A 22,988-nucleotide genomic window follows, 5' to 3' on the forward strand; every position below is an offset into this window, starting at 1 on the left:
GCCGTTCCCGCCGTGCGCCCTGGAAACTCCGAAAGCCGTCCCGGGCGTGCGGTTCCCGCGGGAACCGCACGCCCGGGACGGCTTTCGGAGTTTCCAGGGCGCACGGCGGGAACGGCATCCGCCGACGTGCCGCCCGTGCCGCTTCGCCCCACTCCGGGGTCAGAACGGGGGCTGCGCCGGGCGGCGCCGGACGATCGCGCCCGCGTCGACGCGCATCTGCATCCCCGTGACGTACCGGGACTCGTCGGCCACCAGGAACACCACGAGCTCGGCCACGTCCTGTGGCTCGACGTAGGGCAGGCCCATCGCGGTCATGGAGTGGAACGGCCCGAGGGCGTCGTCGCGCGTCGGCTCGGCCAGGTCCGGACGGAAGACCCGGTACATCGGGTCGCTGTTGAGCATGTCGGTGTTGGTGTTGGTCGGGTGCACCGCGTTCACCCGGATCCGCCGCGGGGCCAGCGCCAGCGAGAGGTCGTTGACGAACCCCGCCACCGACCGCTTCGCGAACGAGTACCCGAGCTTGCCGCAGTCCGTCGTGTCGCCGGCCGACGGCGGCATAAGCGCCGCGGCCGAACCGGTCGCGACGATGGAGCCGCCGTCCGGCAGATGCGCGAGCGCGGCGTCGACCGCGTGCACCACGCCGTTGAAGTCGACGGTCACCGCATCGAGGAACGCCTGCGCGTCGGGGTTGTCGATGGGAGCGATCCCGGCCTGCGCGAGCACCGCGTCGAGGCCGCCCAGTTCCGCGACGCCGTCATCGACCGCGGCGCGCACCGCGGCGGGATCGCGGACGTCGGCGGTGCGCGCCACGATCCGCCGGTCCCGCTTCTCCACCTCGCGCACGGTCTCGTCGAGATCGGTGCTGCCCGCCAGGGGATAGCCGACCGTGTCGATCGGCGCGCAGCCGTCGATCGCGATGATGTCGGCACCCTCCTCGGCGAGCCGGATCGCGTGCGCGCGTCCCTGCCCGCGCGCCGCGCCCGTGATGCAGACGACCTTGTCCTGTACCCGGCCCATACCGGCCTCCTCGTGGAATTGTGCTGCGGGTCGGCGCCGATCACGTGCGTCACCAGTCGACGAGCCGGTCCAGCAGCTGTGCTGTGGTGGAGAAGTAGTCGCCGTACCCGCCGCGGAAGAACAGCAGCGGGTTCCTCGGCGGGAAGGCGCGGAGATCCTGCACGGCACCGACGACCAGCACGTGATCGCCGATGTCGACGGCCCGGTCGATCGTGCAGTCGATCCAGGCGAGGACGCCGTCGAGCACCGGATTGCCCAGCGGGGACCGCTGCCAGGCGACGCCGTCGAACTTGTGCGGGCCGCGGACCGCCAGCCGCCTGCTGAGCGGCTCCTGGTCCGAGGCCAGCGCGTTCGCGCAGAACTGCCCGCCGTCGAGGATCTTCGGCAGCGTGGACGACGACCGGTCCGCGAGGAACGAGACCAGCGGCGGGTCCAGCGACACGGAGGTGAACGAGCCGACGATCATGCCGGCGGGCAGCTCGTCGGGTCCCGGCGCGGTGACGGCGACGACGCTGGTCGGCACGTTGCCCAGCACGTCGCGGAAGTATCGGTCGTCGATCCCGTTGCCCATCCCCGGCTCCTCGGGCGTCTCGGCGTGCTGGGTCAGATCAGGACGCGCATCTGCGGCGGCAGTTCGAACCCCATCTGCGTGAGCGCGTTGCCGTGGTAGGTCGATCCGGGAACGTGGATCATGTGCGCCAGCCCGGCGTGCGCGTCGCGCCACAGCCGTTGCAGCGGATTGCTCCGCCGGATGACGTTGCCGCCGGAGCGCGCGAAGATCCCGTCGAGCGCGGTGACCGCTCGCCACGCGCAGCGGACCTGGTTGCGCCGCACATCGGAGCGGTCTTGGAGGCTCACCGGGCGGCCCGCGTCGATCTGGTCGTAGAGCCTGCTGATCCCGTCGATGAGCTGGACCCGGGACGCCTGGATCTCCGCCGAAGCCTCCCCGGTCGCGTAGAGCACGTAGGGGTCGTCCCGGACCTGGACCCCGGTGACCGCGACCCGGTCCTTCTGCTGGGCCACGTGCGTGGCCAACGCGTTCTCGCAGATGCCGATCACGGCCGCGGTGATGCCCAGCGGGAACATCGCGGTGAACGGCAGCTGGTACAGGGTGTCGGTGACTCCGTGGCGATCGGCGGATTGGCCTTCCATGATGTCGGTCTGGTCGACCGCCCGGTAGGTGGGAACGAACGCGTCCTGGACCACGACGTCCTTGCTCCCGGTGCCGGACAGGCCGATCACGTCCCAGGAGTCGTCGATGATCTCGTAGTCGGAGCGGGGCAGGATCACGTGCAGCACGGTCGGCGGTGCGGCCGGGCTTCCCGCGCCGTCGCCGACCAGCGCACCCAGGAAGTCCCACTCGCAGTGGTCCGCGCCGGAGGAGAACGGCCACCGCCCGCTGAGCGAGTAACCTCCGTCGACGGGTTCGGCGACGCCGTTGGGCATGTAGGGCGAAGCGATCCAGGTGTCCTGGTCCTCGCCCCAGATCTCCTCGCCGAGCCGGGGGTGGAGTTGCGCGACTTCCCACGGATGCACCCCCGCCACCCCGCACACCCAGCCCGCGGCGCTGTCGTACGAGGCCAGGGCCATGACCGCTTCGGCGAAATCGCGCGGATGCGCGGCGTGACCGCCGAACTTCGCGGGCTGCAGCATCCGCATCACGCCCGCCGAACGGGTCAGCGCCACGGTCTCGCCGCTGAGCCTGCCCAGCTGTTCGTTCTCCTCGGCGAGCGCCGCGATGTCGGGTCCGAGTTCGTGGACTCGGCGGACCACCTGGTGCGTCATGCCGGATCGCCTCCTGCCTGGTCGGCCGCTTCTCGGGTGAGGAATTCGAGCACGACGCGCTCGAAGTCGGATTTCCGCTCGATCTGGGCCCAGTGCCCGCACCGGGCGAAGGTGTGCAGTTCGACGTCGGGCATCCACCGGTTCGCGAAGTGGGCCTGGTCGTAGGGGAGCATGCGGTCATCGCGGCCCCAGACGAGCAGGGTCGGGGTCGTCACGGTCGCGGCCTGGGTCCACAGCGGCGTGTACTTCGCGCGGGTGCCCGGGTCGACCATCGACCCGAAGATCGCCATCGTCGCGTCCAGCACGCCGTCGGCCGTGGCGTTGCGCATGCGCTCGTCGACGAGGTCCTCGGTGATCCGGCCGTGGTCGTGGACCATCGTCGTGAGCCACGCGATCATCCGGTCTCGGCTCGGCTCGCCGAGGAACTCCGACAGCCGCAGGAATCCCTCGCTCGGTTCGGGGGCGAACGCCCCGACCGACAGCCCGCCGGAGCCCATCAGCGCCATCCGCCGCACCCGCCGCGGGGCGAGCCGCGCGAGCTCGGCCGCGACCGCTCCGCCCATCGAATTGCCGACGAACACCGCCGACTCGATGCCCAGCCGGTCCAGGAACCGGGCCGTCCAGCGGGCGGCGACCACCGGGTAGATCTCGGCGAGCTCGGGCAGGTCGCTGCCGCCGAAGCCGGGCAGGTCCGGCATGATCGTGCGGAACCGCTCGGCGAACACCGGCAGGTTGTCGCGGAAGTTCGACCACGCGGACACGCCGGGCCCGGATCCGTGCAGCATGAGCAGCGGTTCGCCCGCGCCCGCCTCGTGGTACGCGACGGTGAGGCCGTCGACCTCGGTGGTCTTGTGCGTCGACGCGCGGGTGACCACCGGCGCGTCCCCGCCGCCGGTCACGGGAGGAGGCCGGCGGACGGCGAGGTGGGCAGGAACGAGCCGCCGGGCCCGACGTCGAGGACGTCGCCGTACCAGGTCTGCCCGTACGCGAGCTCGGGGAGCTTCCACTCCAGCGCTTCCCACGTCGGGTCGAAGATGAGGTAGCCACCCGAGTAGAGCTCGATCCGGTGGCCGGATCCAGGGTCGTGCACGTAGAGGTACATGGCCTGCCCGATCCCGTGCTTGCCCGGCCCGGCGCCGTAGGCGATGTCGAGATCGCGGATCTCGTCGGCGGCGGTGAGGATGTCGTGGAAGTTCTCGACGTTGAACGCCACGTGGTGGAACTGGCCGGTCTTCTCCTCGGCCGCGACGCCGATCGCGACGTCGTGCACCTGCGGCGTGACCGACAGCCAGGACGCCAGGATGATGTCCGGTGCGTCGGGCAGCCGGGCGAACTCGCGGCGCTTGAAGCCCAGGGAGTCCTGCAGCCACGCCTCGGCCTCGTTGACGGTGCCCGCGCTGGTCTGCAGGTTGATGTGGTCCAGGCGGCGCACGCCGAGACCGCGGCGCCGGGAGCTGTTGCTCAGCACCTTCGACCGGATCGATTCCTCGGCGAGCGGCTTGTCGATGTCGTGGAAGAACTCGAACGGGTGGTCGCTACCCGGAACCAGGAAGCGCACGGCTTCGCCGCGGCCGAGCTCGTGCCCGGCGGGCAGCTCGACCGCCTGGACTCCCTGCTCCTGGAACCGCTTGTGGAAGAGCTCGACGTCCTGCTTGCGCTTGACGCGGAAGCCGTAGGAGTTGACCCGGGCCTCGTCCTGCTGGGTCAGCACCAGCGAGTGGTGCGCGAACTCCTGGTAGGCGCGCAGGTAGGCCACTCCGCCGACCTGGTCGACGACCTCCATCCCGAGCAGATCGCGGAAGAACCGGATCGAGCGTTCGAGGTCCGGCGTACCCAGGTCGATGCTGGCGGCGTGGGCGATCTGCGGCCCCGGGTCGTATTCGGGCTGGGTCATGTGCGCCTCTCCCTCGAGTCGTGTCCCGCGCCGGACGCGCCGGTCGGCCCACGATAAAGAGTACACCGAATATTCGCGAGGGTCATGCCGGTCTCGCGGATCGCGGACTCCGCTCCGACGTCGGCGTCTGCGGTTCAGGACGTGGAAAACGACATTGACACGGGTTTTGCCCGGAGGTCATGCTCCAACCTGAGCGAGGGACGCAGCGTTGGTGGCGCACTCCGCGCCGGACGTCAGAACGAACGGTTCGAAAATTCAGAACACTCTTGATGGGCACTCCGGTCATCCGGGTCGACCGTGGAGAACGCGAGGGGTGATGGTGATGACGTCCGGTGAACGCGCCGAGGACACCTACGACATCGTCGTCGTGGGTTCCGGCGGTGGAGGCCTGATCGGCGCGTACATCGCGGCCTCGCGCGGGCTGCGCACGCTGCTCGTCGAGAAGACCGACCGGGTCGGCGGCACGACCTCCTACTCCGGCGCCGGGTTGTGGTTCCCGGGTTCGGCCCCGATCGAGCGCGCCGGGGTGCCCGACGACGTCGAAACCGCGCGCACCTACCTGCGCAGCGTCGTCGACGACGAGTCCCGGGAAGGGCTGCAGGACGCCTACCTCGACGCGGGACCGCGACTGGTCGACGAGCTGGAGCGCAACCCGTGGTTCCAGTCCTTCCGGCACGATCCGGTGCCCGACTACTTCGCGGCGAACCCCGGTTCGAGCCCGATGGGGCGCACCATCTTCCCGCCGGAGATCGCCGCCGACGTCCTCGGCGAGCACGCCGCGATCGTGCGGCCGTGCATTCCCGAGGAGCGGTGGGGACAGGCGGAGGGACCGGTGCTGCACGGCGGTCGGGCGTTGATCGGCAGAGCGCTGGGGGCGTTCCTGGAGACCGGGAACGGCGCACTCCGGCTGGAAACCGCGCTGCACCGCCTGGTCGTCGAGGACGGGCGGGTCACCGGGGTCACCGCGATCCACGACGGGGCGGAGACCACGATCCGTGCCACCCGGGGCGTGCTCCTCGCCGCGGGCGGGTTCGAGCGTAATGCCGCGCTGCGCGCGAAGTACCAACCCATCGCGCTCACCGGCGAGTGGTCCAACGGCGCCCCGGCCAACACCGGCGACGCGCTGCTGGCCGGGATCGACGCCGGGGCCACGACCGACCTGCTCGACGAGGCGTGGTACGTCCCCGGGCTTGTGCAGCCCGACGGGCTCCCGGTGTTCCAAAGCGGACTGCGCGGCGGGATCTGGGTGAACGCCGACGGCGAGCGCTTCGTGAACGAGGCCCGCCCCTACGACCAGGCCGGGCACGAGATCGCCGCCCGGCACGTGGCGACCGGTGTTCCGCACATCCCCGCGCACTGGATCCTCGACCAGCGCCAGATCGACCGAGACGGGTTCGGCGGCCCGCCGGACCAGCCCGTCGATCCGGCGTGGTTCTCCTCGGGTGCGCTGCGCCGGGCTGACTCGCTGGACGAGCTGGCGACGCTGATCGGCGTGCCGCCCGACGCGCTGCGCGCCACGGTCGAGAAGTTCAACTCCGACGCGGAAGTGGGCGTCGACACCCGGTTCCACCGCGGCGAGACGCCGTGGGACCAGATCTTCCACCACGTGGTCCCGTTCCCGTTCCGCCCCGAGATGAACTGCCCGGCGAGCCCGACGCCCGACTTCCCGAACCCGCTGCTGCTCCCGTTGGACAGCCCACCGTTCTACGTCGCGGAGATCGTGCTCTCCGACATCGGGACGAAGGGCGGCCTGAAGATCGACGAACGCGCGCGGGTGCTGCGCGCGGACGGCGGTCCGATCGCCGGCCTCTACGCGACGGGCAACACCGCGGCCGCGATGTCGGGGCGGGCCTACCCGGGCGCCGGGACCCCGATCGGATCGAGCCTCGCCTTCGGCTACCTCGCGGTGCTCGACGCCGCGGGTGCCGCGGGCTGAAAGACCGGACATCGGCCAAAGGAGGCGGTTGTGGACGACGCGGTGAAGTTCCGGCTCTACCGGTTCTCGGTCTGGTGCGGGGTGATCGTGCTGGTCGCGTTCATCGTCGCGTTCACGATCGTGGGCAAGCTGACGCCCCCGCCGCCCCCGGAGGCGGGGGCGGAGGAGATCGCGGCGTTCCTGGTGCAGAACCGGACCGGGATCCTCTGGGCCGTGGTGATCATGGGCGTGTTCGCGCCGCTGTTCTACCCGTTCGCCGTGGTCACGAGCCTGCAGATGCGGCGGATCGAAGGCGGCTGGGGACTGCTGTCCATGGTGCAGCTGACGACCGCCGTGGTCGCCCCGACCGGCTGGCTCTACCCGCTCGCGGTGCTCGCGACCGCCGCGTACCGCCCGGAGCGGGACCCGCAGCTGATGCTGCTGCTCAGCGACCAATTCTGGCTCACCTACGTCGGGGTCGCCGCGATCTTCGTGGTCAACGTCGCCGTGATCGGTCTGTCGGCGCTGGTCGACCGGCGGGATCGGCCGGTGTTCCCCCGCTGGTTCGGGCCCCTGAACTTCGTGCTGGCGCTGCTGCTGCTTCCCGGCGTCTTCGTCTACGTGTCCACCGGCGGGGCCCTGGCCTGGGACGGGATGTTCGCGATGCTGGTGCCCGCCGTGGCGTTCCTCATCTGGAAGGTCATCCTGATCGTCGTGCTGCTGCGCGCGGTCTCCGCGGAGGAGGCCGAAGCCGGTCAGCACCGCGCGGCGGTACCGACGACGACCTGAGCGGCCGGTCGCGCGGTGCCCGCGAGGGCGTCCCGGTGCGGGGCCGCCGGGACCCACCGGGCGAGCCCGTTTCCCGACCGGTGCACTACGCGCGGCGCAGCAGCATCGCTCCGGACGGCACCCCGCCGCCGGCGGTGACGGCGGCCAACCCGGCACCGTCCACCTGCCGGCCGGAAGCCTCGTCGCGCAACTGCAGCATCGCCTCGCGAACGAAACCGAACCCGTGCAGCCGGCCTGCCGAGAGCTGGCCGCCGTGCGGGTTGAGCGGCAGCGCACCGCCGAGGGCGATGGTCGCGCCGCCGTCGATGAAATCGGTCGCCTCGCCGCGACCGCAGAAGCCGAGCCCTTCGAGCCAGGACAGCGCGTTGAAGGTGAATCCGTCGTAGAGCAGTGCCACGTCGACGTCGGACGGGGTGCGGTCGGTGCGCGCCCACACGTGGGCGGACGGGCCGCGCGACTGCGGGGTGTGCGCCAGGGTGTCCTGGTCCCAGCTGATGCGCTCCAGGATCGCGCTGCCGACCGCCTCCACCAGCACCGGTGGTTTCGGGCGGTCGGCCGCGGTCTCGATCGCGGAGACGATGACCGCGATCGCGCCGTCGCAGGGCACGTCGCAGTCGTAGAGCCCGAACGGGGTGGTGATCACGCGGGCGTCGAAGTACTCGTCGAGGGTCAGCGGATCGCGGTGGAGCGCTTCGGGATTGCGTTCAGCGCCCTGCCTGGCGGTGACGGCGATGGCCCCGAGCGCTTCGCGCCCGACTCCGTAGCGGTGCAGGTAGTGCGCGGCGTTGCAGCCGATCCACTGCGCGGGCGAGACGGCGCCGAACGGGGCGCGCCATTCGAACATGCCCGTGGCGCGGGAGTTGTCGGGCTGCTGCCACCGCCCCGCCCGGACGAGCGCGGTGTGCGAGGACTCCCACACGGTGCGGAAGCACAGCACGTGCCTGCACAGGCCGGCGGCGACCGCGAGCATGGCCGAGGTGATCGAGCCGATCTGCCCCGGTGTCTCCCGCGCGCCGTTGACCCAGGTGGGTCGCAACTGCAGCGCCTCGGTCAGCGCCGTCACGCCGCCCTCGCTGAGCCCGCCCGGATCCGGGCCCGGATACGTGGCTAGCCCGTCGATGTCGTCGAGCTCCAGCCCCGCGTCGGCCACCGCGGCCAGCGAGGCTTCGACGGTGAGCGCGACCGGATCGACCATCAGCCGCCTGCCGATCCGGGACCGGCCGACACCGGTCAGCGCGACCCGGTCCTCGTACTTCTCGGTGGAGGGCGCGGGACGCAGGTCGGGGAGGATCTCGCGCGGCTCGGGCAGCGGGCCCGGCGTGCTGTCGTCCGGATCCGGCTCGAACAGCGGCAGGAACAGGTCGTCGTGCCGCTCGAAGCGCACCCGCACCCGCATGCCGACGTGGACCTCGTCCGGTTCGCAGCCGACGATGTTGGTCGTCAGCCGCGCCCGGTCGTCCTCGGCGATCGCGACCACGGCCACCACGTAGGGGGGCGGGAACGACGGCAACCAGCTCTGGTGGTTGACGCTGAACCCGACGACCACCGCCCGGCCCGAGGTCGCCGACAGCGCCACCGAGCGGCCACGGCACGACGGGCACACCGGCATCGGGGGGTGGAAGTAGCGGCCGCAGTCGGTGCACCGGGAGATCCGCAGGACGCCGTCGGCGCCGGACTGCCAGAACTCGTCGCTGCCGAGCGTGGGCTGCGGCAGGGGGCGCTCCGGCGGAGAGCTGGTCATGGGAACCCTTCCGTCACGTCCGTCGTCCCGGAGCATGATGCCCCGGATAGTTAGGTGAACTCAATACGTGACAGGGCCGTCCACGCCGGGGAAAAGCACCGGTAGAACGCTGGAAAAACGGCCGTCGATCGAAAAAGGGTATACACAATATCCGGGTGCGGGTAGAGTTCGCGGCTGAACACAGCCCGTTCCCCGACGGTGCGCGCGTCCGGGCACCAACGGGGTGCTCCGAGGCTGTGGACAACGCGGGTGCCGCGATCGCGACCAGGGAGCGCCACGATGCCGTTGCAGCCATGGATGAAGTTGTTGTCGACCGACGACCACCTGATCGAACCGCCGAGCCTGTGGTCGGACCGGCTGCCGAAGAAGTACCAGGAACAAGCACCGCGGATCGTCGAGCAGTCCCGGGGCGAGGGCGTCGCGCCTGCCGAGGTATGGACCTACGAAGGCCGGATCTACCCCTACATCGGGCTCAACGCGGTGGCGGGCAAGAAGCCCGAGGAATTCGGCATGGAGCCGACCCGCTTCGACGAGATGATCCCGGGCTGCTACGACCCGAAGGCTCGGATCCGGGACATGGACCTCGACGGCGTGTGGGGCGCGATGAGCTTCCCGTCGTTCCCGCGGTTCGCGGGAACGGTGTTCCTGGAGGGGGAAGACCGCGATCTCGCGCTGCTGTGCGTGCGGGCCTGGAACGACTTCGTGCTCGACGAGTGGTGCGCCGCGGCCCCGGACCGCCTGATCCCCCTGGTCATCCTGCCGTTGTGGGACGTGGCGGAATGCGTGGCCGAGATCCACCGCACCGCGGCCCGCGGCGCGAAGGGGATCGCGTTCACGGAGAACCCGGTGCCGCTCGGGCTGCCGTCGTTCCACACCGACCACTGGGACCCGGTGTTCTCCGCGGCCGAGGAGACCGACATGCCGCTGTGCCTGCACTTCGGCACCTCGGGCAACGCTCCGAAGACCGCCCCCGAAGCCCCGTTCGCGGTCACCATCGCGCTGTTCGGCTGCAACTCGATGTACGCCACGGCCGACCTGCTGTTCTCCCCGGTGTTCCACAAGCACCCCAAGTTGAAGGTGGGGTTGTCCGAAGGCGGCATCGGCTGGATGCCGTACCTGCTCGAACGGATCGACTTCACCTGGGAGCGCCACCGCTTCTACCAGAACGTCAACCAGGAGGTGCGGCCCTCCGAGCTGTTCTTCAAGCACATCCACGGGTGCTTCATCGACGACCGGTTCGGCGTGGAGGTCCGGGACCACATCGGGGTCGAGCGCATCACCTGGGAATGCGACTACCCGCATTCGGACTCGTACTGGCCGAAGAGCCGCGCCTACGCGGCCGAGGTGCTCGCCGAGGTGCCCGACGAGGAGGTCCACCGGATCGTGGAAACCAACACCCGCCGTCTCTACAACTTCCCCGCATGAACCGGCGGCCGGAATCGGAGCGGTCCGACTGGACGGACCTGGACCTGCTCACCCGGGACGAAGCCGCGGAGCGGCTGCGCGAGGAGATCGCCGAGATCGAACCGCGCCTGGCCGAACTCCCCGCCGACGACGCCGAGCGCGCGCTGCTGGAAGCGCGGCTGGGAGCCCTGCGCGCGGTTCACGACGATCTGGCGGTGCCCGATGGCACGTCCGAACCCTGACCACCGGACCGGAACGGGCGGCGCACCGGGCATCGCGACCGTCGGTTTCGTCGGCGCGGGAAAGATCGGCGGTCGGATGGTGGAGCGGCTGCTGGCCGCCGGTCACCGCGTTCGCCTGTACGCGCGGCGGCCCGAGGTGCGGGATCGGCTCGCCGCCCTCGGCGCCGAGAACGTCGAGCGGCCGCGGGATCTCGCCGGCTGCGACGTCGTCGTCAGTTGCCTCTACAGCGACGAGCAGGTGCTCGACGTGCTGCCCGGCCTCGTCGCGGACCTGGGCCCGGCGACGGTGCTGGTCTCGCACACCACCGGCAGGGTCGAGACGCTGAGCCGGCTGGCTGAGCGCTGCCCGGCCGGGGACGCCGCGTTCGTCGACGCGGCGTTCAGCGGCACGGCCGCCGACGTGGCGGCGGGGCGGCTCACCGTGTTCCTCGGTGGGCGGGCCGAGCACGTCGCGACGGCCGCCGGGGTCGTCGGCGCTTACGCCGACCCGGTGGTCACCACGGGGGCGCTCGGCTCGGCGTTGCGGGTGAAGCTGCTGAACAACCTGATCTTCGCCGCGATCACGCAGGTCACGTTGCGCGGCCTGGAAGCGGGCCGCGCGATGGGGATCGAGGAGAGCGCGGTTCTCGAAGCGCTGTCGGTCGGCAGCGGGGGCAGTGCGGCGGCCCGCCACATCGCCGCGCACGGTGGATCCGGGCCCTACATCGACGCCGTCCGGCCGTTCCTCCGCAAGGACCTGGCGGCGTGCCGGGACTTCGCGGCCGCGCTCGGTATCGACCTGTCGGCGCTGCTCGCCGCGGCGTGCGACGGGCCGTTGGGGCTCGGCGATGCCGGTCTGCTGGAGAAGGGAGCAGTTCGATGAAGATCACCATCGACACGGCGACGTGCTCCGGGCACGCGCGGTGCGCGGCGACGGCGCCGGAGGTGTACGAGCTCGACGAGAGCGGGTTCGCCCTGCCCATCGACGACGCCGTCCCGGACGCCCTCGCGGACGAGGCCCGCGAAGGCGCGATGGCGTGCCCGGAGCGGGCGATCCGGGTGGAGGAATCCGGGCGGAAGGGGGCGTGACCCGCGCGGGTCACGGCATCGAGGAGGTCATCGAAGTGCACCGACCGATGGAGGGTGTGCGCGTCCTGGAGGTCGCGCAGTTCACTTTCGTCCCTGCCGCGGGCGCGGTGCTCGCGGACTGGGGCGCCGACGTGATCAAGATCGAGCACGCGGAACGCGGCGACGCCCAGCGCGGACTCACCCGCGTGCTGGGACTGCCCACAGCGGGCGAGGATTCGACGTTCTCGCCGATCATGGAGGGTCCCAACCGCGGGAAGCGCAGCATCGGTCTGGCGCTGGAGAAACCGGCCGCGCGCGCGGTGTTCGAGAAGTTGGTGGCCGCCAGCGACGTGCTCCTCACCAACTTCCTGCCCGAGGCCCGGGCCAAGCTCAACATCGATCTCGACGACGTCAGGGCGATCAACCCGGACATCGTCTACGTGCGGGGGAGCGGTTTCGGCGCCCGCGGTCCGGAATCGGACAAGGGCGGCTACGACAGCACGGCGTTCTGGGCGCGCGGGGGCAGCGCGGCGGGGGTGACCCCGCCGGGGGCGGACCGGATGATGCGGATGCCCGCGGGCGCCTACGGGGACTCGATGGGCGGCATGACGATCGCGGGCGGGATCGCCGCCGCGCTGTACTCGCGGCAGGTCACCGGCGAGCCCTCGGTCGTCGACGTGTCGTTGCTCGGCGTCGGCGCGTGGACCACCCAATACACGGTGAACCAGGCGCTCATGGTGGGTGGGCCGCTGCCCGTCCGGGAACAGCCGAGGCACGGTTCGCGGACCAACCCGCTGGTCGGCGCGTACCGGACGGCGGACGGTCGCTGGCTGGAGCTCGCGATGCTGCAGCCCGGCCGGTATTGGCCGGAGTTCTGCCGGCTGTCCGGACGGGAGGAGCTCGCCACCGACGAGCGCTTCGGCGACGTCGAGGCGCTGATGGAGAACGCCGCTACCGCCGCCGAACTCGTCGCCGAGATCATCGCCTCCCGGACGTTCGCCGAATGGATCGAGATCCTGGCGCAGGGCGAGGGGCAGTGGTCGGCCGTCCAGGACGCGTGGGAGGTCGGCCAGGACCCGTCGCTGCGCGCCAACGGCCTGATCGCGCCGGTCGTCGACGCCGACGGGCGCGGGCGCGAACTGGTCACCAACCCGGTCCAGTTCGACCAGACACCGGCGGAGCTCACCCGCGCGCCGCAGTTCGCCGAGCACACCGACGAGATCCTGCGCGAGTCCGGCGTCGACGACGACGAGCTGATCCAGCTCAAGATCGACGGGGCGGCGACCTGAGCGGTCGCGGATCGACGCGAAAGCCATCGACGGGAGGAACGGTGATGAGCACGACGCTCGAACCGGAGGGCGACTACGACGGCGTGCCCTCGTACCGATACGACAACACCACGGGCGGATCGGTGCTCAGCCATCACCGGCGCTGGGACGAGCTGGCCGCCACGCACGACGGGTTCCGCAGCAGCGTCTCCCACGGCTTCTGGGTGATCACCAACGGCCCGGAGATCCAGCGGGCCCTGCAGGACTGGGAGGCGTTCTCCAGCAAGTCCGTGACGGCGCTGGATCCGGACCCGAAGTTCCTGTGGATCCCGGAGATGCTCGATCCGCCGCTGCACAGCCGGTGGCGCCGGCTGCTCGGGCGCGAGTTCTCGCCGAACGCGGTCGCCGCGCGGGAGGCGGAGATCCGGGCGGTCGCCACCGGGATGATCGACCGGCTCTCCGGCAGCGGCGGGGCCGACGTGCTCGATACGTTCGCCCGGCGGTTCCCGACGCAGATCTTCCTGCGGCTGATGGGCCTGCCGGAGGAGGAACTGGACGTGTTCCTGGAGTGGGTGCACGAGATCCTGCACCTGTCCTACGAGCAGGACCCGGACCGCAGCAGGCAGCTGGCCGCGATCACCGCGGTGTCGGACTACTTCCAGGAGCAGATCGCGCTGCGCCGCACAGCTCCGAAGGACGACCTGCTCTCCAGGGTGATGACCTGGGAGATCGACGGGGAACCCATCAGCGATCGGGACCTGCACGCGTTCTGCGTGCTGATGTTCAACGCCGGTCTCGACACCGTCCCGATCGCGGTCGGCTGGGCCCTGTACCACTTCGCGAGCCATCCCGGGCAGCGCGCGGCGATCGTCGCCGACCCGTCGCTGATCCCGACGGCGGTGGAGGAGATCCTGCGCGTCTACTCGTTCGTCGTCCCGGCGCGCAAGGCCACCCGTGACGTCGAGGTCGGCGGGTGCCCGGTGAAGGCGGACGAGATGGTGATGCTCCCGCTGGTGGTGAGCAACCGCGACCCGGAGCGGTACGCGAACCCGACCGAGGTGGACCTGGACCGGACGACGAGCAACCACATCGCGTTCGGCTCGGGACCGCACCGCTGCCTGGGTTCGCACCTCGCGCGGTTGGAGCTCAACGTGGCGATGCAGGAGTGGCACCGGCGGATCCCGGACTACCGGATCGCCGAGGGCCAGGACCTGGAGCAAACCGGGAACATGTACGGCCTCACGTCGCTGCGCCTGGAATGGTGACCGCAACCGTGGGCACCGCGCCGAGCACCGGTGCGAGCGCGTCCACCGACGAGCAGGCCGAGCTGCGGACCGTCACGCGGCGGTTCTTGGCCGAGCGGTCGCCGAGCGGGTCGGTGCGCCGCTGGATGGACTCCGCCCAGGGGCACGACCCGGCGTTGTGGCGGCAGCTGACCGGACAGCTCGGTCTCGCGGGCGTGGCGGTGCCCGAGCGGTTCGGCGGCGCGGGCGGCGGTCCGGTCGAGCTGGGGATCGTGCTCGAAGAGATGGGGCGGGCGTTGGTGCCCTCGCCGTTCTTCGCGACCGCGGCTCTGGCCGGGCAGGCCCTGACCGCTTCCGGGGACGGGGCGAGCTGGCTCCCGGCCGTGGCGGCCGGTTCGCTGACCGCGACCCTCGCCGTGGCGGAGGGCAGCGGCTCGTGGCGGCCGGCGGACATCGCGACCGTCGCGAGCCCGTCCGGCGACGGCTGGTCCCTGTCCGGCACGAAGATGTTCGTCGTCGACGGTGATTCGGCCGCTTTGCTGCTGGTGGTCGCCCGCACCGACACGGGCCCTGCGTTGTTCGCCGTCACCGGCGACACCGGGGTGCAGCGGACCCGGCTCGATGCGCTCGACCCGACCCGGCGCCTGGCCAGGATCGATCTCGACGGCGTCCCGGCGGTGCGGATCGGATCGGACGACGACGCGGCACCACTGCTGCGGCAGGTGCTCGATCTGGCGGTGGTGGCCCTGGCGGCCGAACAGGTCGGCGGAGCGCAGGCGTGCCTGCGCAGCGCGGTCGACCACGCGCAGGTCCGCGAGCAGTTCGGGCGGCCGATCGGCGCGTTCCAGGCGATCAAGCACCGCTGCGCCGACCTGCTCGTCGAGGTCGAGGCCGCGCGGTCGGCGGTCGCCTACGCCGCGTCCGTCGCGACGGATCCGGCCGAGCGACCGGTGGCCGCGGCGCTGGCGGCGGCGTACTGCTCGCGGGCGTACACGCACGTGGCCAAGGAGAACATCCAGATCCACGGCGGCGTCGGATACACCTGGGAGCACGACGCGCACCTGCACCTCAAGCGGGCCAAGTCGTCCGAGCTGCTGTTCGGCGCACCCACGACGCACCGCGCCCGACTGGCCGACCTGGTCGGAATCGGGAGCGGTGCCGAGGAGGACCGGTGACATCGACACCCGCGCGGGAGGACGGCGCGCACGCCGGGGAGACCGACGACGAGTTCCGGGCCCGCCTGCGGGCGTTCTTCACCGAGCACCACCCCGGCCGCCGTCCGGAGCGACCCGCGGAACGGCTGGCCTGGCAGAAGCGTTGGTTGGCCGCGCTTTTCGACGCCGGGTACGCGGGCCCGAGCTGGCCGCGCGAACACGGCGGGATGGGGCTGGGATTCGCCCGGCAGGTCATCTACCACGAGGAGCACGCCCGCGCGCGGGTGCCGGGACCGCTGGGCACCGGCGTCGGCATCGCCGCGCCGACCATCATCACCCACGGCACGCCCGCGCAGGGGGAGCGCTTCCTGCGGCCGATGCTGCGCGGTGACGTGGTGTGGGCGCAGGGCTACTCCGAGCCGGAGGCCGGTTCCGACCTGGCCGCGCTGCGCACCACCGCCCGCCGGGACGGCGACGAATACGTGGTCACCGGGCAGAAGGTGTGGACCAGCTCCGCCGACATCGCCGACGTGCTGTTCACCCTGGTCCGCACCGGCACGCCCGAGGATCGGCACGAGGGCATCAGCTACCTGGTGGTCGACGCGAACGCGCCCGGGATCACCGTGCGACCGCTGCGCGACCTGACCGGAGACGCGAACTTCTGCGAGATCTTCTTCGACGAGGTGCGCGTGCCGGTCATCGACCGGATCGGTGCGGAGAACGGCGGATGGCCGCTGGTGCGCACCAGTCTCGGCCACGAACGCGCCGCCGGGGCGATGACCCAGGCCGCTCGGTACCGCCGGGTGCTCGACGAGCTCGTCGCGCTCGCCCGCGAACGCGGCGCCACGTCCGATCCGCTGGTGCGCGACCGGCTCACCGACTTCGAAGCGCGGGTGCGGATCATGCGCTACACGGCCACGCGCGTCATCGCCGACATCATCGCCACCGGCGAGCCGGGGCCGGCGTCGTCGACCTCGCGGCTGTTCGTCGCCGCCTTCGAGCAGGAGCTGCACGAGTTCGCCGTCGAGCTGCTCGGCGCCCACGGGACGCTCGGCCGCAGCGATCCGCACGCGGTGCAGCGCGGCCGGTGGGTGTGGGGATTCCTGCGCACCCGCGCGTCGACGATCGGCACGGGTACCGCGGAGATGCAGCGCAACACGATCGCCGAACGGATCCTGGGTCTGCCCCGCGACCCGGTGGCAGGTTCCCCCCGACCAGCGGGAGGTGCGTGATGACGGCGACCGGGCGAGAGCGGGAGTCGGAGTTCGGGGTGCTGACCGACGAGGCGATCGAGCAGTCCCGGCGCCGCCTCGGCGTGCCGGTCCCGCAGCGCAACCCGCCGCACAACTACGAGGTGACCTGGGACGGGGTCCGGCACTTCGCCTATGGCTACGGCGACGACAACCCGCTCTACTGCGATCCCGAGCACGGCCGGAGCACCTGCTGGGGGGCGCTGATCGCACCGCCGACGTTCCTCTACACGATGGGCGAGGACGCCGCGCCGAAGCCGGACGCGGAGACCAGAGCACTGCTCAAGGGGGACCCGTTCGCCGGGCTCGGCTCGTACCAGGCGGTGATGGAGTTCGAGTGGTGGCGGCCGCTGCGGCTGGGCGACCGGTGCCGGGTGCTGCAGACGCAGGTGGGCGTGCGGCCCAAGCGCAGCTCCTTCGGCGGGCGCACCGCGCACGTCACCAACGACTACCTCTACACCAACGGGCACGGCGAGCTGCACGCGGTCCGGCGCGGCACCTGGATCAACGCCGAGCGGCGCGCCTCGAAGGAGCGGGCCAAGGAGACGCTGGAACAGCCGCCCTACGCGCCCGAGCAGTTGGCCGAGATCGACGCGGCCTACGCGGCCGAGACGAGGGCCGGCGCCGAGCCGCGCCGCTGGGAGGACGTCGAGATCGGCGATGTCCTGCAACCCAAGGTGAAGGGCCCGCTGACCGTCACCGACGTGATCGTCTGGCACCTGGGGTGGGGCATGCAGCTCACCCCGCCCGGCGCGTTCAAGATCGCGGCGAACGTCCGGCGCAAGGCGCCGGGGCTCTACCCGCCCAACGAGCGCAACATCCCGGACACGGTGCAGCGGCTGCACTGGGAGCCGGCGCGCGCCACGGAACTGGGGCTGCCGAACTCCTACGACTACGGCGGGATGCGCGAGACCTGGCTGTGCCACCTGCTCACCGACTGGATCGGCGACGACGGCTGGCTGTGGCGGCTGCGCTGCGAACACCGCCGGTTCAACTACCTCGGCGACACCACCTGGGTGCGCGGCGAGGTCGTGGACAAGCGGCGGACCGAGGGGCGCAACGAGGTGCACATCGCGGTGCGCTGCGAGAACCAGCGCGGTGAGGTCACCACGCCGGGCACGGCCGTGGTGCTGCTGCCGAGCCGGGACCGGGCCGTCGAGCTCCCGCAGCCGCCGGCCGCGGACCTCGACGGCGCGGTGGCCAGCGAACTGGCCAGGTTCGACGTCGGGGGCTGATCAGCGCGGCCGTGGCCGGCGAGGTGCGGAAACTCGGCGGCGGCCCGAGGACCGCGCTCAGTGCCACCAGGGGCTGAGGGCGTCCAGATGCCTGCGCATCCGGTGCCGGGCCACACCGGTGTCGCCGTCGGTGATCGCGTCCAGGATGCGCTGGTGCACGTGCTGGACCTCCTCGGCCGCCGCGTCCCCCGGCAGCGTTCGGTCTTGGCCCGAGGCGTGCCGGCGGAACAGGTCGGTGATGACGTCGAGGAACAGCGACAGCACCGGGTTGCCCGCCAACTCGGCCAGTTCGGAGTGGAACAGGTCGGCCTTGCGCGGCTGGTCGGCCGGGCCCTCGCCGGGCCAGCGGACCGCCGAGGACAGCCGCTCGGCCACTTCGGCGTCGCCGTCGAGGTGCCGCTGGGTCACCCGCGCGACGGTGCCGAGTTCGATGGCGTCGCGCACGACGCGCAGGTCGTCCGCGGTCACCGACTGGTACTCGAGGTAGAGCGCCATCGTGTCGATGCTGGCTTGCGGCTCGGGTTCGGTGACGATCAGCCCGCCACCGGGGCCGCGCCGCATCCGCGCGACCGAGTGGTACTCCAGCAGCCGCACGGCTTCGCGCAGCACCGCCCTGCTGATGCCGTAGCGGGCGAGCAGGTCGGCCTCCGAGCCGAGCGCGGACCCGATCTGCCAGCCGCGCGCGGCGATGTCGTCGTGGATCCTGGCCGCGACCACCTCGGCGAGCTTGGCCCGCGAGCCGTCCGCCACCTCGGGTTCGATCACGGCGCCCGCGACCCGCGCCCGGCGCACCCGGTGCTCCTCGATCCACGAGGCCACCCGCTCCAGGTGTCCGGCCAGCGTCGTCTGCGCGCGGGCCCCGTCGCCCGCGATGACGGAGTCCGCGATGGCTCGGTGCGCCTCGTGCGCGGTTTCCTTCGCCTCCCGCACTGTCGCCTTGGACAGCCGTCGTGACGTGTGCGAGTACCGGGCGGTGAGCCGGGTGAGGACGTCAATGAACAGGTGCAGCGCCGGATTGCCGGACAGCTCGCCGAGCAGCGGGTGCAGCCGCTCGTAGGACCGGTTGGCCCGGTCGTCGCGGTGCGCCTCTTCCTCGTCGAGAGCGGCGCGCAACGTGTCGATGCCGTCCTCGGTGATGCGTTCGGCGGCCAGGCCCACGGCGATCGGTTCGAGCAGCAGCCGCGCCTGCAGCAGGTCGGTGACGCTCGTGCCGAGGTACTCCAGGTAGATGACCAGGGATCGGGTGGCGGGGCCCGCGTCCGGTGCGCAGATGATCAGCCCGCCACCCGGCCCGCGGCGCATCCGCGCGACCCGGTGGTGCTCGACCAGGCGCACCGCCTCGCGCAGGACCGCGCGGCTGATCCCGTAGCGCTCGCGCAGCTCCTGCTCCGAGCCGAGGGGCTCATCGACGGGCCAGCCCCACCGCATGACGTCGGCCTCGATCCGGTGCGCGACCTGGGCTGCGAGCTTGGCGATGGGAACGTCGGTATCGTCGGTGTCCGCGATCGGCTGCCACGCGGCGTCCGCGTGCTCCTGGTCAGCGGCGGTCACCATCCGGCCAACTCCTCTGAACGGTCGTTTGCGTATCCTCAGTCTACGCGCATGCGGAGCAAAACCGTACAGATGCCTGTTTCAGCGTGGTGGTCGGGCCCGATTCGGGCCACTGTTTACCGCCGGTTCACCGCGGTGCGAACCGCTGCCCCGCGTCCAGCCGGAGGCACTGCCCGTTGAGCATCGGGTTGTCGACGATCGCCAGGACGAGCTTGGCGTACTCCTCCGGGCGGCCCATCCGCCGGGGGAACGCGGCGTCCTTGACCAGCGCGGACTTGGCCTCGTCCGGGAGCTTGCGCACCGCCCCCGTTTCGAACAGGCTCGGCGCGATCGCCAGCACGCGGATGCCGAGCGAGCCCAGGTCGCGCGCCATCGTCAGGGACATGCCGGCGATGGCGGCTTTCGCCGCGGTGTAGGCAACTTGGCCGACCTGGCCCTCGAACGCGGCGATGGACGCGGTGTTGACGATGACGCCGCGTTCGCCGGTGCCCTCGGGATCCTCGGGTTCGTTGCCGCTCATCCGCGCGGCCGCGAGCCGGCTGATGTTGAACGTGGCGACCGCGTTGAGGTCGAGCACGCGGCGGAAGGTGTCGAGATCGTGCGGCCCCCGCTTGGTGAGCGTGCGTTGCGCGATGCCGCCACCGGCGGTGGTGACGGTGATGTGCAGCCCCCCGAGATCGTCGGCGGCCGTGGCCAGCGCCCGTTCGGTGCCCGCGAAATCGGTGACGTCGACCGGGTGGAAACTGCCGCCGCACGCGGTGGCCACCACCTCGCCGTCGGAGTCCGGGCGGTCGAGCACCGCCACGTCCGCGCCGCGGGCGGCGAGCAGTTCGGCGCTGGCGCGGCCCATGCCGGAGGCCCCGCCGAACACGGCGGCCTTCTTGCCCTTCGTCTCCATCGATGTCCTCTCGTCGGTGACCGGGATCAGGTCGGCGCGGGCTGCCGCAGGCTCAAGCGGCACAGGCGTTCGCGGTGGATGGCGGGCCCGCCGTGCAACGCGCTGTCGGCCTTCGCGCGGCGCAGGTAGAGGTGCAGATCGTGTTCCCAGGTGAACCCGATGCCGCCGTGCAGCTGCAACGACCCGCCCGCCACCTCGGTGCTCGCGGAGCTGGAATGCGACGCGGCCACGCACGCGGCGCGCGCGGCGTCGGGGGCTCCGGCGTCGGCGGCCATCGCCGCGTAGTAGGTCGCGGCCCTGGTGCCGTGCACCAGCATCGCCATCGTGGCGCACGTGTGCTTGACCGCCTGGAACGTGCCGAGCTGCCGTCCGAACTGCACGCGTTCCGACATGTAGTCGACGGTCATCTCCACCATCCGGCTCGTCACGCCGAGGATCTCGGCCGAGGCCAGCACGCACGCGTCGTCGAGCAGCCGCTGGACGGCGACGGGACCGTCGTGCAGCCGGCGGTCCGGTGGGATCCGCACGCCGTCGAACCGGACTTCGTAGAACGAGCGGGTCAGGTCCAGCGTCCGCTGGCGCCGCAGGGCGACTCCCGGAGCGTCGCGGTCGACCACGAACGAAGCGAGACCGTCGTCGTGGCGCGCCGTCACCAGCAGCCACCGCGCTCCGCCCGCGTCCTGGACCGCGGTCTTGACTCCGTCCAGGACTACCGAGCCGCGGTCGGTGCGGGCCGCGGTGCGCACGCCGTCGAGAGTCCACGGCGCGCCCGGTTCGGCGAAAGCCCAGGTCATCCAGTCGGTTCCGTCGGCGAGCGCGGGCAGGACCTCCGAGCGCAGAGCCGTGGTCCCGTGCCGGGACAGCGCGAGCCCGGCCAGCGCGGCGGGCAGGATCGGCACGCTCGCGGCGGCACGGCCGAGCTCTTCGGCGACCAGTGCCAGCTCGGTGAGTCCCTGGCCGTCGCCGCCGTGCTCCGGGGGCAGGGCCAGGCCGGGCCACCCGAACTCGCCCGCCAGCTCCCACAGCGTCGGATCGACGTCGTCGTCGGAGGCCGCGCGGGCTCGGACGGCCTCGATCGGTGCGTGGTCGGACAGCAGTCGCCGCGATGCCGCACGCAGCATCGCCTGCTCGTCGGTGAGCTCGAAGTCCACGATCCTCCACCCCGTCGCCGGCGGTCGCACCGATGACGGCGCGACGTCAACAAAGTATACTCTTTTTCGGCCGCGGTCGAGATGCCGACGATTCTCCGGGGTGCTCCGGAGAGTGTCGCGATCCGCTGCGGGACGCCCGACGACGACGAGGGGAAGCGATGCGGCTGGAGTCCACGCCGGAGCTCACGGCGTTCCGGGACGAGGTGCGGGCGTTCGTCGCCCGGCACGCGCCGGGGAAGAAGACCCGTGCGGGGGTGCGCGCGCCGGACGCGGATCTCCTGCCCGCGATCAGGGAATGGACCGCGAAGCTCTTCGACGCGGGCTTCCTCGGGATCGACTGGCCGGAGGAGTACGGGGGGCGTCCGGACGCCGATCCCCGGGAGGCGTTCGTCGTGGCCGAGGAGATCGCCCGGGCCCGCACGTGGCCGCCGATCGGTGCCGCGGCGTTGGCCGCTGCGGCGCTGATCGAGTTCGGTCGTGCCGAGCAGCGCGCGCGGCTGCTGCCCCGGATCCGCTCCTGCGCGGACGTGTGGTGCCAGCTCTTCAGCGAACCGAACGCCGGGAGCGATCTCGCGGCGTTGCGGACCCGAGCGCGCCGCGAGGGCGAGGAGTTCGTCGTCGACGGCCAGAAGGTCTGGACGACCAACGGCCAGCACGCGGACATGGGCCTGCTGCTGGCCCGGACCGACCCCGATGCGCGCAAGCACCGCGGCATCACGGCGTTCGCGGTGGACATGCGCAGCCCCGGCGTGGACGTCCGCCCGCTGCGGGAGATCACCGGGACCACCGACTTCAACGAGGTCTTCCTCGACGGCGTCCGGGTGCCGGCGGCCGACGTGATCGGCGAGGTCGACGACGGCTGGCGGGTGGCGATGAGCAGCCTCGGGCGGGAGCGGTCCGGCGTCGCGGCCCGGGGGGTCGAGCTGTTCGCGATGCTCGACGACCTGCTGGGCCTGGCGGAAGGTGCGTCCGCCGGCGGCGGGGCCGCCCTGGAGGATTCCGCGACCCGGCAGGAGATCGGGGAGCTCGCGACGCGGGTGCACGTCAACGCCGCGATGGTCGGCATGGCGCAGTCGCGCATGGCGCACGGCACCGACCGGCCCGGTGATGGCCCGTTCGGCAAGATCTTCTTCAGCGAGCTCAACCACGACCTCGCGGCGTTCGGCGTCCGGTTGCAGGGCGCCGACGGGCTGCTCACCGAGGAGGACCACGCCGCGGTGGCCGACGGCTGGTGGCAGGACGCCGACCTGTACTCGCGCGCCTTCACCATCGCGGGCGGGGCGAACGAAGTGCTGCGCACGCAGATCGCAGAACGGGAACTGGGACTTCCGCGCGGGTCGTGAGAACGCGGGGCGCCGCGGCATCGGATCCCGCGCGGACAGGAGGATCCATTGTGGACGAAA

General features: G+C 71.7%; 21 protein-coding genes. 12 read left to right on the forward strand and 9 right to left on the reverse strand.

Annotated elements, in window-relative coordinates; genetic code table 11:
• Positions 1 to 159 precede the first annotated feature (159 nt).
• Genes IQ251_RS02400 through IQ251_RS02420 form a run of 5 tightly spaced genes read right to left on the reverse strand, consistent with a single transcriptional unit; the run spans position 160 to position 4,696 of the window.
• Positions 160 to 1,017: a mycofactocin-coupled SDR family oxidoreductase gene (locus IQ251_RS02400; RefSeq protein ID WP_193926749.1), complete on the reverse strand. Its 858-nt coding sequence runs from the start codon at positions 1,015 to 1,017 to the stop codon at positions 160 to 162.
• A 49-nt stretch (positions 1,018 to 1,066) separates the two neighbouring features.
• Positions 1,067 to 1,588 (reverse strand): flavin reductase family protein, encoded by a 522-nt coding sequence (locus IQ251_RS02405; protein WP_193926750.1) that lies wholly within the window; start codon positions 1,586 to 1,588, stop codon positions 1,067 to 1,069.
• Positions 1,589 to 1,620: 32 nt separating this feature from the next.
• Positions 1,621 to 2,802 carry an acyl-CoA dehydrogenase family protein gene (locus tag IQ251_RS02410; RefSeq protein ID WP_193926751.1) on the reverse strand — a complete coding sequence of 394 codons (1,182 nt, stop codon included), beginning with the start codon at positions 2,800 to 2,802 and terminating at the stop codon, positions 1,621 to 1,623.
• A complete protein-coding gene (locus tag IQ251_RS02415; protein ID WP_370591160.1) occupies positions 2,799 to 3,701 on the reverse strand; it encodes an alpha/beta fold hydrolase in 903 nt (300 codons plus the stop codon). The genes IQ251_RS02410 and IQ251_RS02415 overlap by 4 nt, the downstream gene beginning before the upstream one ends.
• Positions 3,698 to 4,696 carry a VOC family protein gene (locus IQ251_RS02420; RefSeq protein WP_193926752.1) on the reverse strand — a complete coding sequence of 333 codons (999 nt, stop codon included), beginning with the start codon at positions 4,694 to 4,696 and terminating at the stop codon, positions 3,698 to 3,700. The genes IQ251_RS02415 and IQ251_RS02420 overlap by 4 nt, the downstream gene beginning before the upstream one ends.
• A gap of 322 nt (positions 4,697 to 5,018) precedes the next feature.
• Here IQ251_RS02420 and IQ251_RS02425 point away from each other — a divergent pair, with 322 nt between their 5' ends.
• On the forward strand, positions 5,019 to 6,632 hold the full coding sequence (locus IQ251_RS02425) for an FAD-dependent oxidoreductase (protein WP_193926753.1): 1,614 nt from the start codon (positions 5,019 to 5,021) through the stop codon (positions 6,630 to 6,632).
• A gap of 30 nt (positions 6,633 to 6,662) precedes the next feature.
• Positions 6,663 to 7,400 (forward strand): hypothetical protein, encoded by a 738-nt coding sequence (locus tag IQ251_RS02430; protein ID WP_370591161.1) that lies wholly within the window; start codon positions 6,663 to 6,665, stop codon positions 7,398 to 7,400.
• Between the two features lie 85 nt (positions 7,401 to 7,485).
• Here the strand turns inward: IQ251_RS02430 and IQ251_RS02435 are convergent, their stop codons facing one another.
• Positions 7,486 to 9,141: a thiolase C-terminal domain-containing protein gene (locus tag IQ251_RS02435; protein WP_193926754.1), complete on the reverse strand. Its 1,656-nt coding sequence runs from the start codon at positions 9,139 to 9,141 to the stop codon at positions 7,486 to 7,488.
• A gap of 279 nt (positions 9,142 to 9,420) precedes the next feature.
• Here IQ251_RS02435 and IQ251_RS02440 point away from each other — a divergent pair, with 279 nt between their 5' ends.
• From IQ251_RS02440 to IQ251_RS02480, 9 genes are read left to right on the forward strand one after another with little or no spacing between them, the layout of a single operon-like run.
• On the forward strand, positions 9,421 to 10,566 hold the full coding sequence (locus tag IQ251_RS02440; protein ID WP_193926755.1) for an amidohydrolase family protein: 1,146 nt from the start codon (positions 9,421 to 9,423) through the stop codon (positions 10,564 to 10,566).
• Complete coding sequence (locus IQ251_RS02445; RefSeq protein ID WP_193926756.1) at positions 10,563 to 10,787, forward strand: hypothetical protein; 225 nt, start codon at positions 10,563 to 10,565, stop codon at positions 10,785 to 10,787. The genes IQ251_RS02440 and IQ251_RS02445 overlap by 4 nt, the downstream gene beginning before the upstream one ends.
• Positions 10,768 to 11,649, forward strand: a complete 882-nt coding sequence (locus IQ251_RS02450) for an NAD(P)-dependent oxidoreductase (RefSeq protein ID WP_228046016.1) — start codon at positions 10,768 to 10,770, stop codon at positions 11,647 to 11,649. Before IQ251_RS02445 ends, IQ251_RS02450 begins: the two co-directional genes overlap by 20 nt.
• On the forward strand, positions 11,646 to 11,855 hold the full coding sequence (locus IQ251_RS02455; RefSeq protein ID WP_193926757.1) for a ferredoxin: 210 nt from the start codon (positions 11,646 to 11,648) through the stop codon (positions 11,853 to 11,855). The genes IQ251_RS02450 and IQ251_RS02455 overlap by 4 nt, the downstream gene beginning before the upstream one ends.
• Positions 11,852 to 13,123 (forward strand): CaiB/BaiF CoA transferase family protein, encoded by a 1,272-nt coding sequence (locus IQ251_RS02460; protein ID WP_370591162.1) that lies wholly within the window; start codon positions 11,852 to 11,854, stop codon positions 13,121 to 13,123. Before IQ251_RS02455 ends, IQ251_RS02460 begins: the two co-directional genes overlap by 4 nt.
• 44 nt (positions 13,124 to 13,167) lie before the next feature.
• On the forward strand, positions 13,168 to 14,367 hold the full coding sequence (locus IQ251_RS02465) for a cytochrome P450 (RefSeq protein WP_193926758.1): 1,200 nt from the start codon (positions 13,168 to 13,170) through the stop codon (positions 14,365 to 14,367).
• A complete protein-coding gene (locus IQ251_RS02470) occupies positions 14,361 to 15,521 on the forward strand; it encodes an acyl-CoA dehydrogenase family protein (protein WP_193926759.1) in 1,161 nt (386 codons plus the stop codon). The genes IQ251_RS02465 and IQ251_RS02470 overlap by 7 nt, the downstream gene beginning before the upstream one ends.
• The gene (locus IQ251_RS02475; protein WP_193926760.1) at positions 15,518 to 16,732 is read left to right on the forward strand and encodes an acyl-CoA dehydrogenase family protein; all 1,215 of its coding nucleotides are present in this window, start codon (positions 15,518 to 15,520) and stop codon (positions 16,730 to 16,732) included. The genes IQ251_RS02470 and IQ251_RS02475 overlap by 4 nt, the downstream gene beginning before the upstream one ends.
• Positions 16,732 to 17,985 (forward strand): FAS1-like dehydratase domain-containing protein, encoded by a 1,254-nt coding sequence (locus IQ251_RS02480; protein ID WP_193926761.1) that lies wholly within the window; start codon positions 16,732 to 16,734, stop codon positions 17,983 to 17,985. The genes IQ251_RS02475 and IQ251_RS02480 overlap by 1 nt, the downstream gene beginning before the upstream one ends.
• A 57-nt stretch (positions 17,986 to 18,042) precedes the next feature.
• On the opposite strand, the gene IQ251_RS02485 is transcribed toward IQ251_RS02480, so the two are convergent.
• The 3 genes from IQ251_RS02485 to IQ251_RS02495 all read right to left on the reverse strand — a co-directional run bounded on the left by IQ251_RS02485 (position 18,043) and on the right by IQ251_RS02495 (position 21,585).
• Positions 18,043 to 19,539, reverse strand: a complete 1,497-nt coding sequence (locus IQ251_RS02485; RefSeq protein ID WP_193926762.1) for a FadR/GntR family transcriptional regulator — start codon at positions 19,537 to 19,539, stop codon at positions 18,043 to 18,045.
• 124 nt (positions 19,540 to 19,663) lie between these two features.
• Complete coding sequence (locus tag IQ251_RS02490) at positions 19,664 to 20,434, reverse strand: SDR family NAD(P)-dependent oxidoreductase (RefSeq protein ID WP_193926763.1); 771 nt, start codon at positions 20,432 to 20,434, stop codon at positions 19,664 to 19,666.
• A 26-nt stretch (positions 20,435 to 20,460) separates the two neighbouring features.
• Positions 20,461 to 21,585, reverse strand: a complete 1,125-nt coding sequence (locus IQ251_RS02495) for an acyl-CoA dehydrogenase family protein (RefSeq protein WP_193926764.1) — start codon at positions 21,583 to 21,585, stop codon at positions 20,461 to 20,463.
• A gap of 158 nt (positions 21,586 to 21,743) precedes the next feature.
• Between IQ251_RS02495 and IQ251_RS02500 the strand changes: the two genes are divergently transcribed.
• Positions 21,744 to 22,928 carry an acyl-CoA dehydrogenase family protein gene (locus IQ251_RS02500; protein ID WP_193926765.1) on the forward strand — a complete coding sequence of 395 codons (1,185 nt, stop codon included), beginning with the start codon at positions 21,744 to 21,746 and terminating at the stop codon, positions 22,926 to 22,928.
• Positions 22,929 to 22,988: the final 60 nt, after the last annotated feature.

It is taken from the genome of Saccharopolyspora montiporae, from assembly GCF_015209505.1.
In the GTDB taxonomy this organism is placed as follows: Bacteria; Actinomycetota; Actinomycetes; order Mycobacteriales; family Pseudonocardiaceae; genus Saccharopolyspora; species Saccharopolyspora montiporae.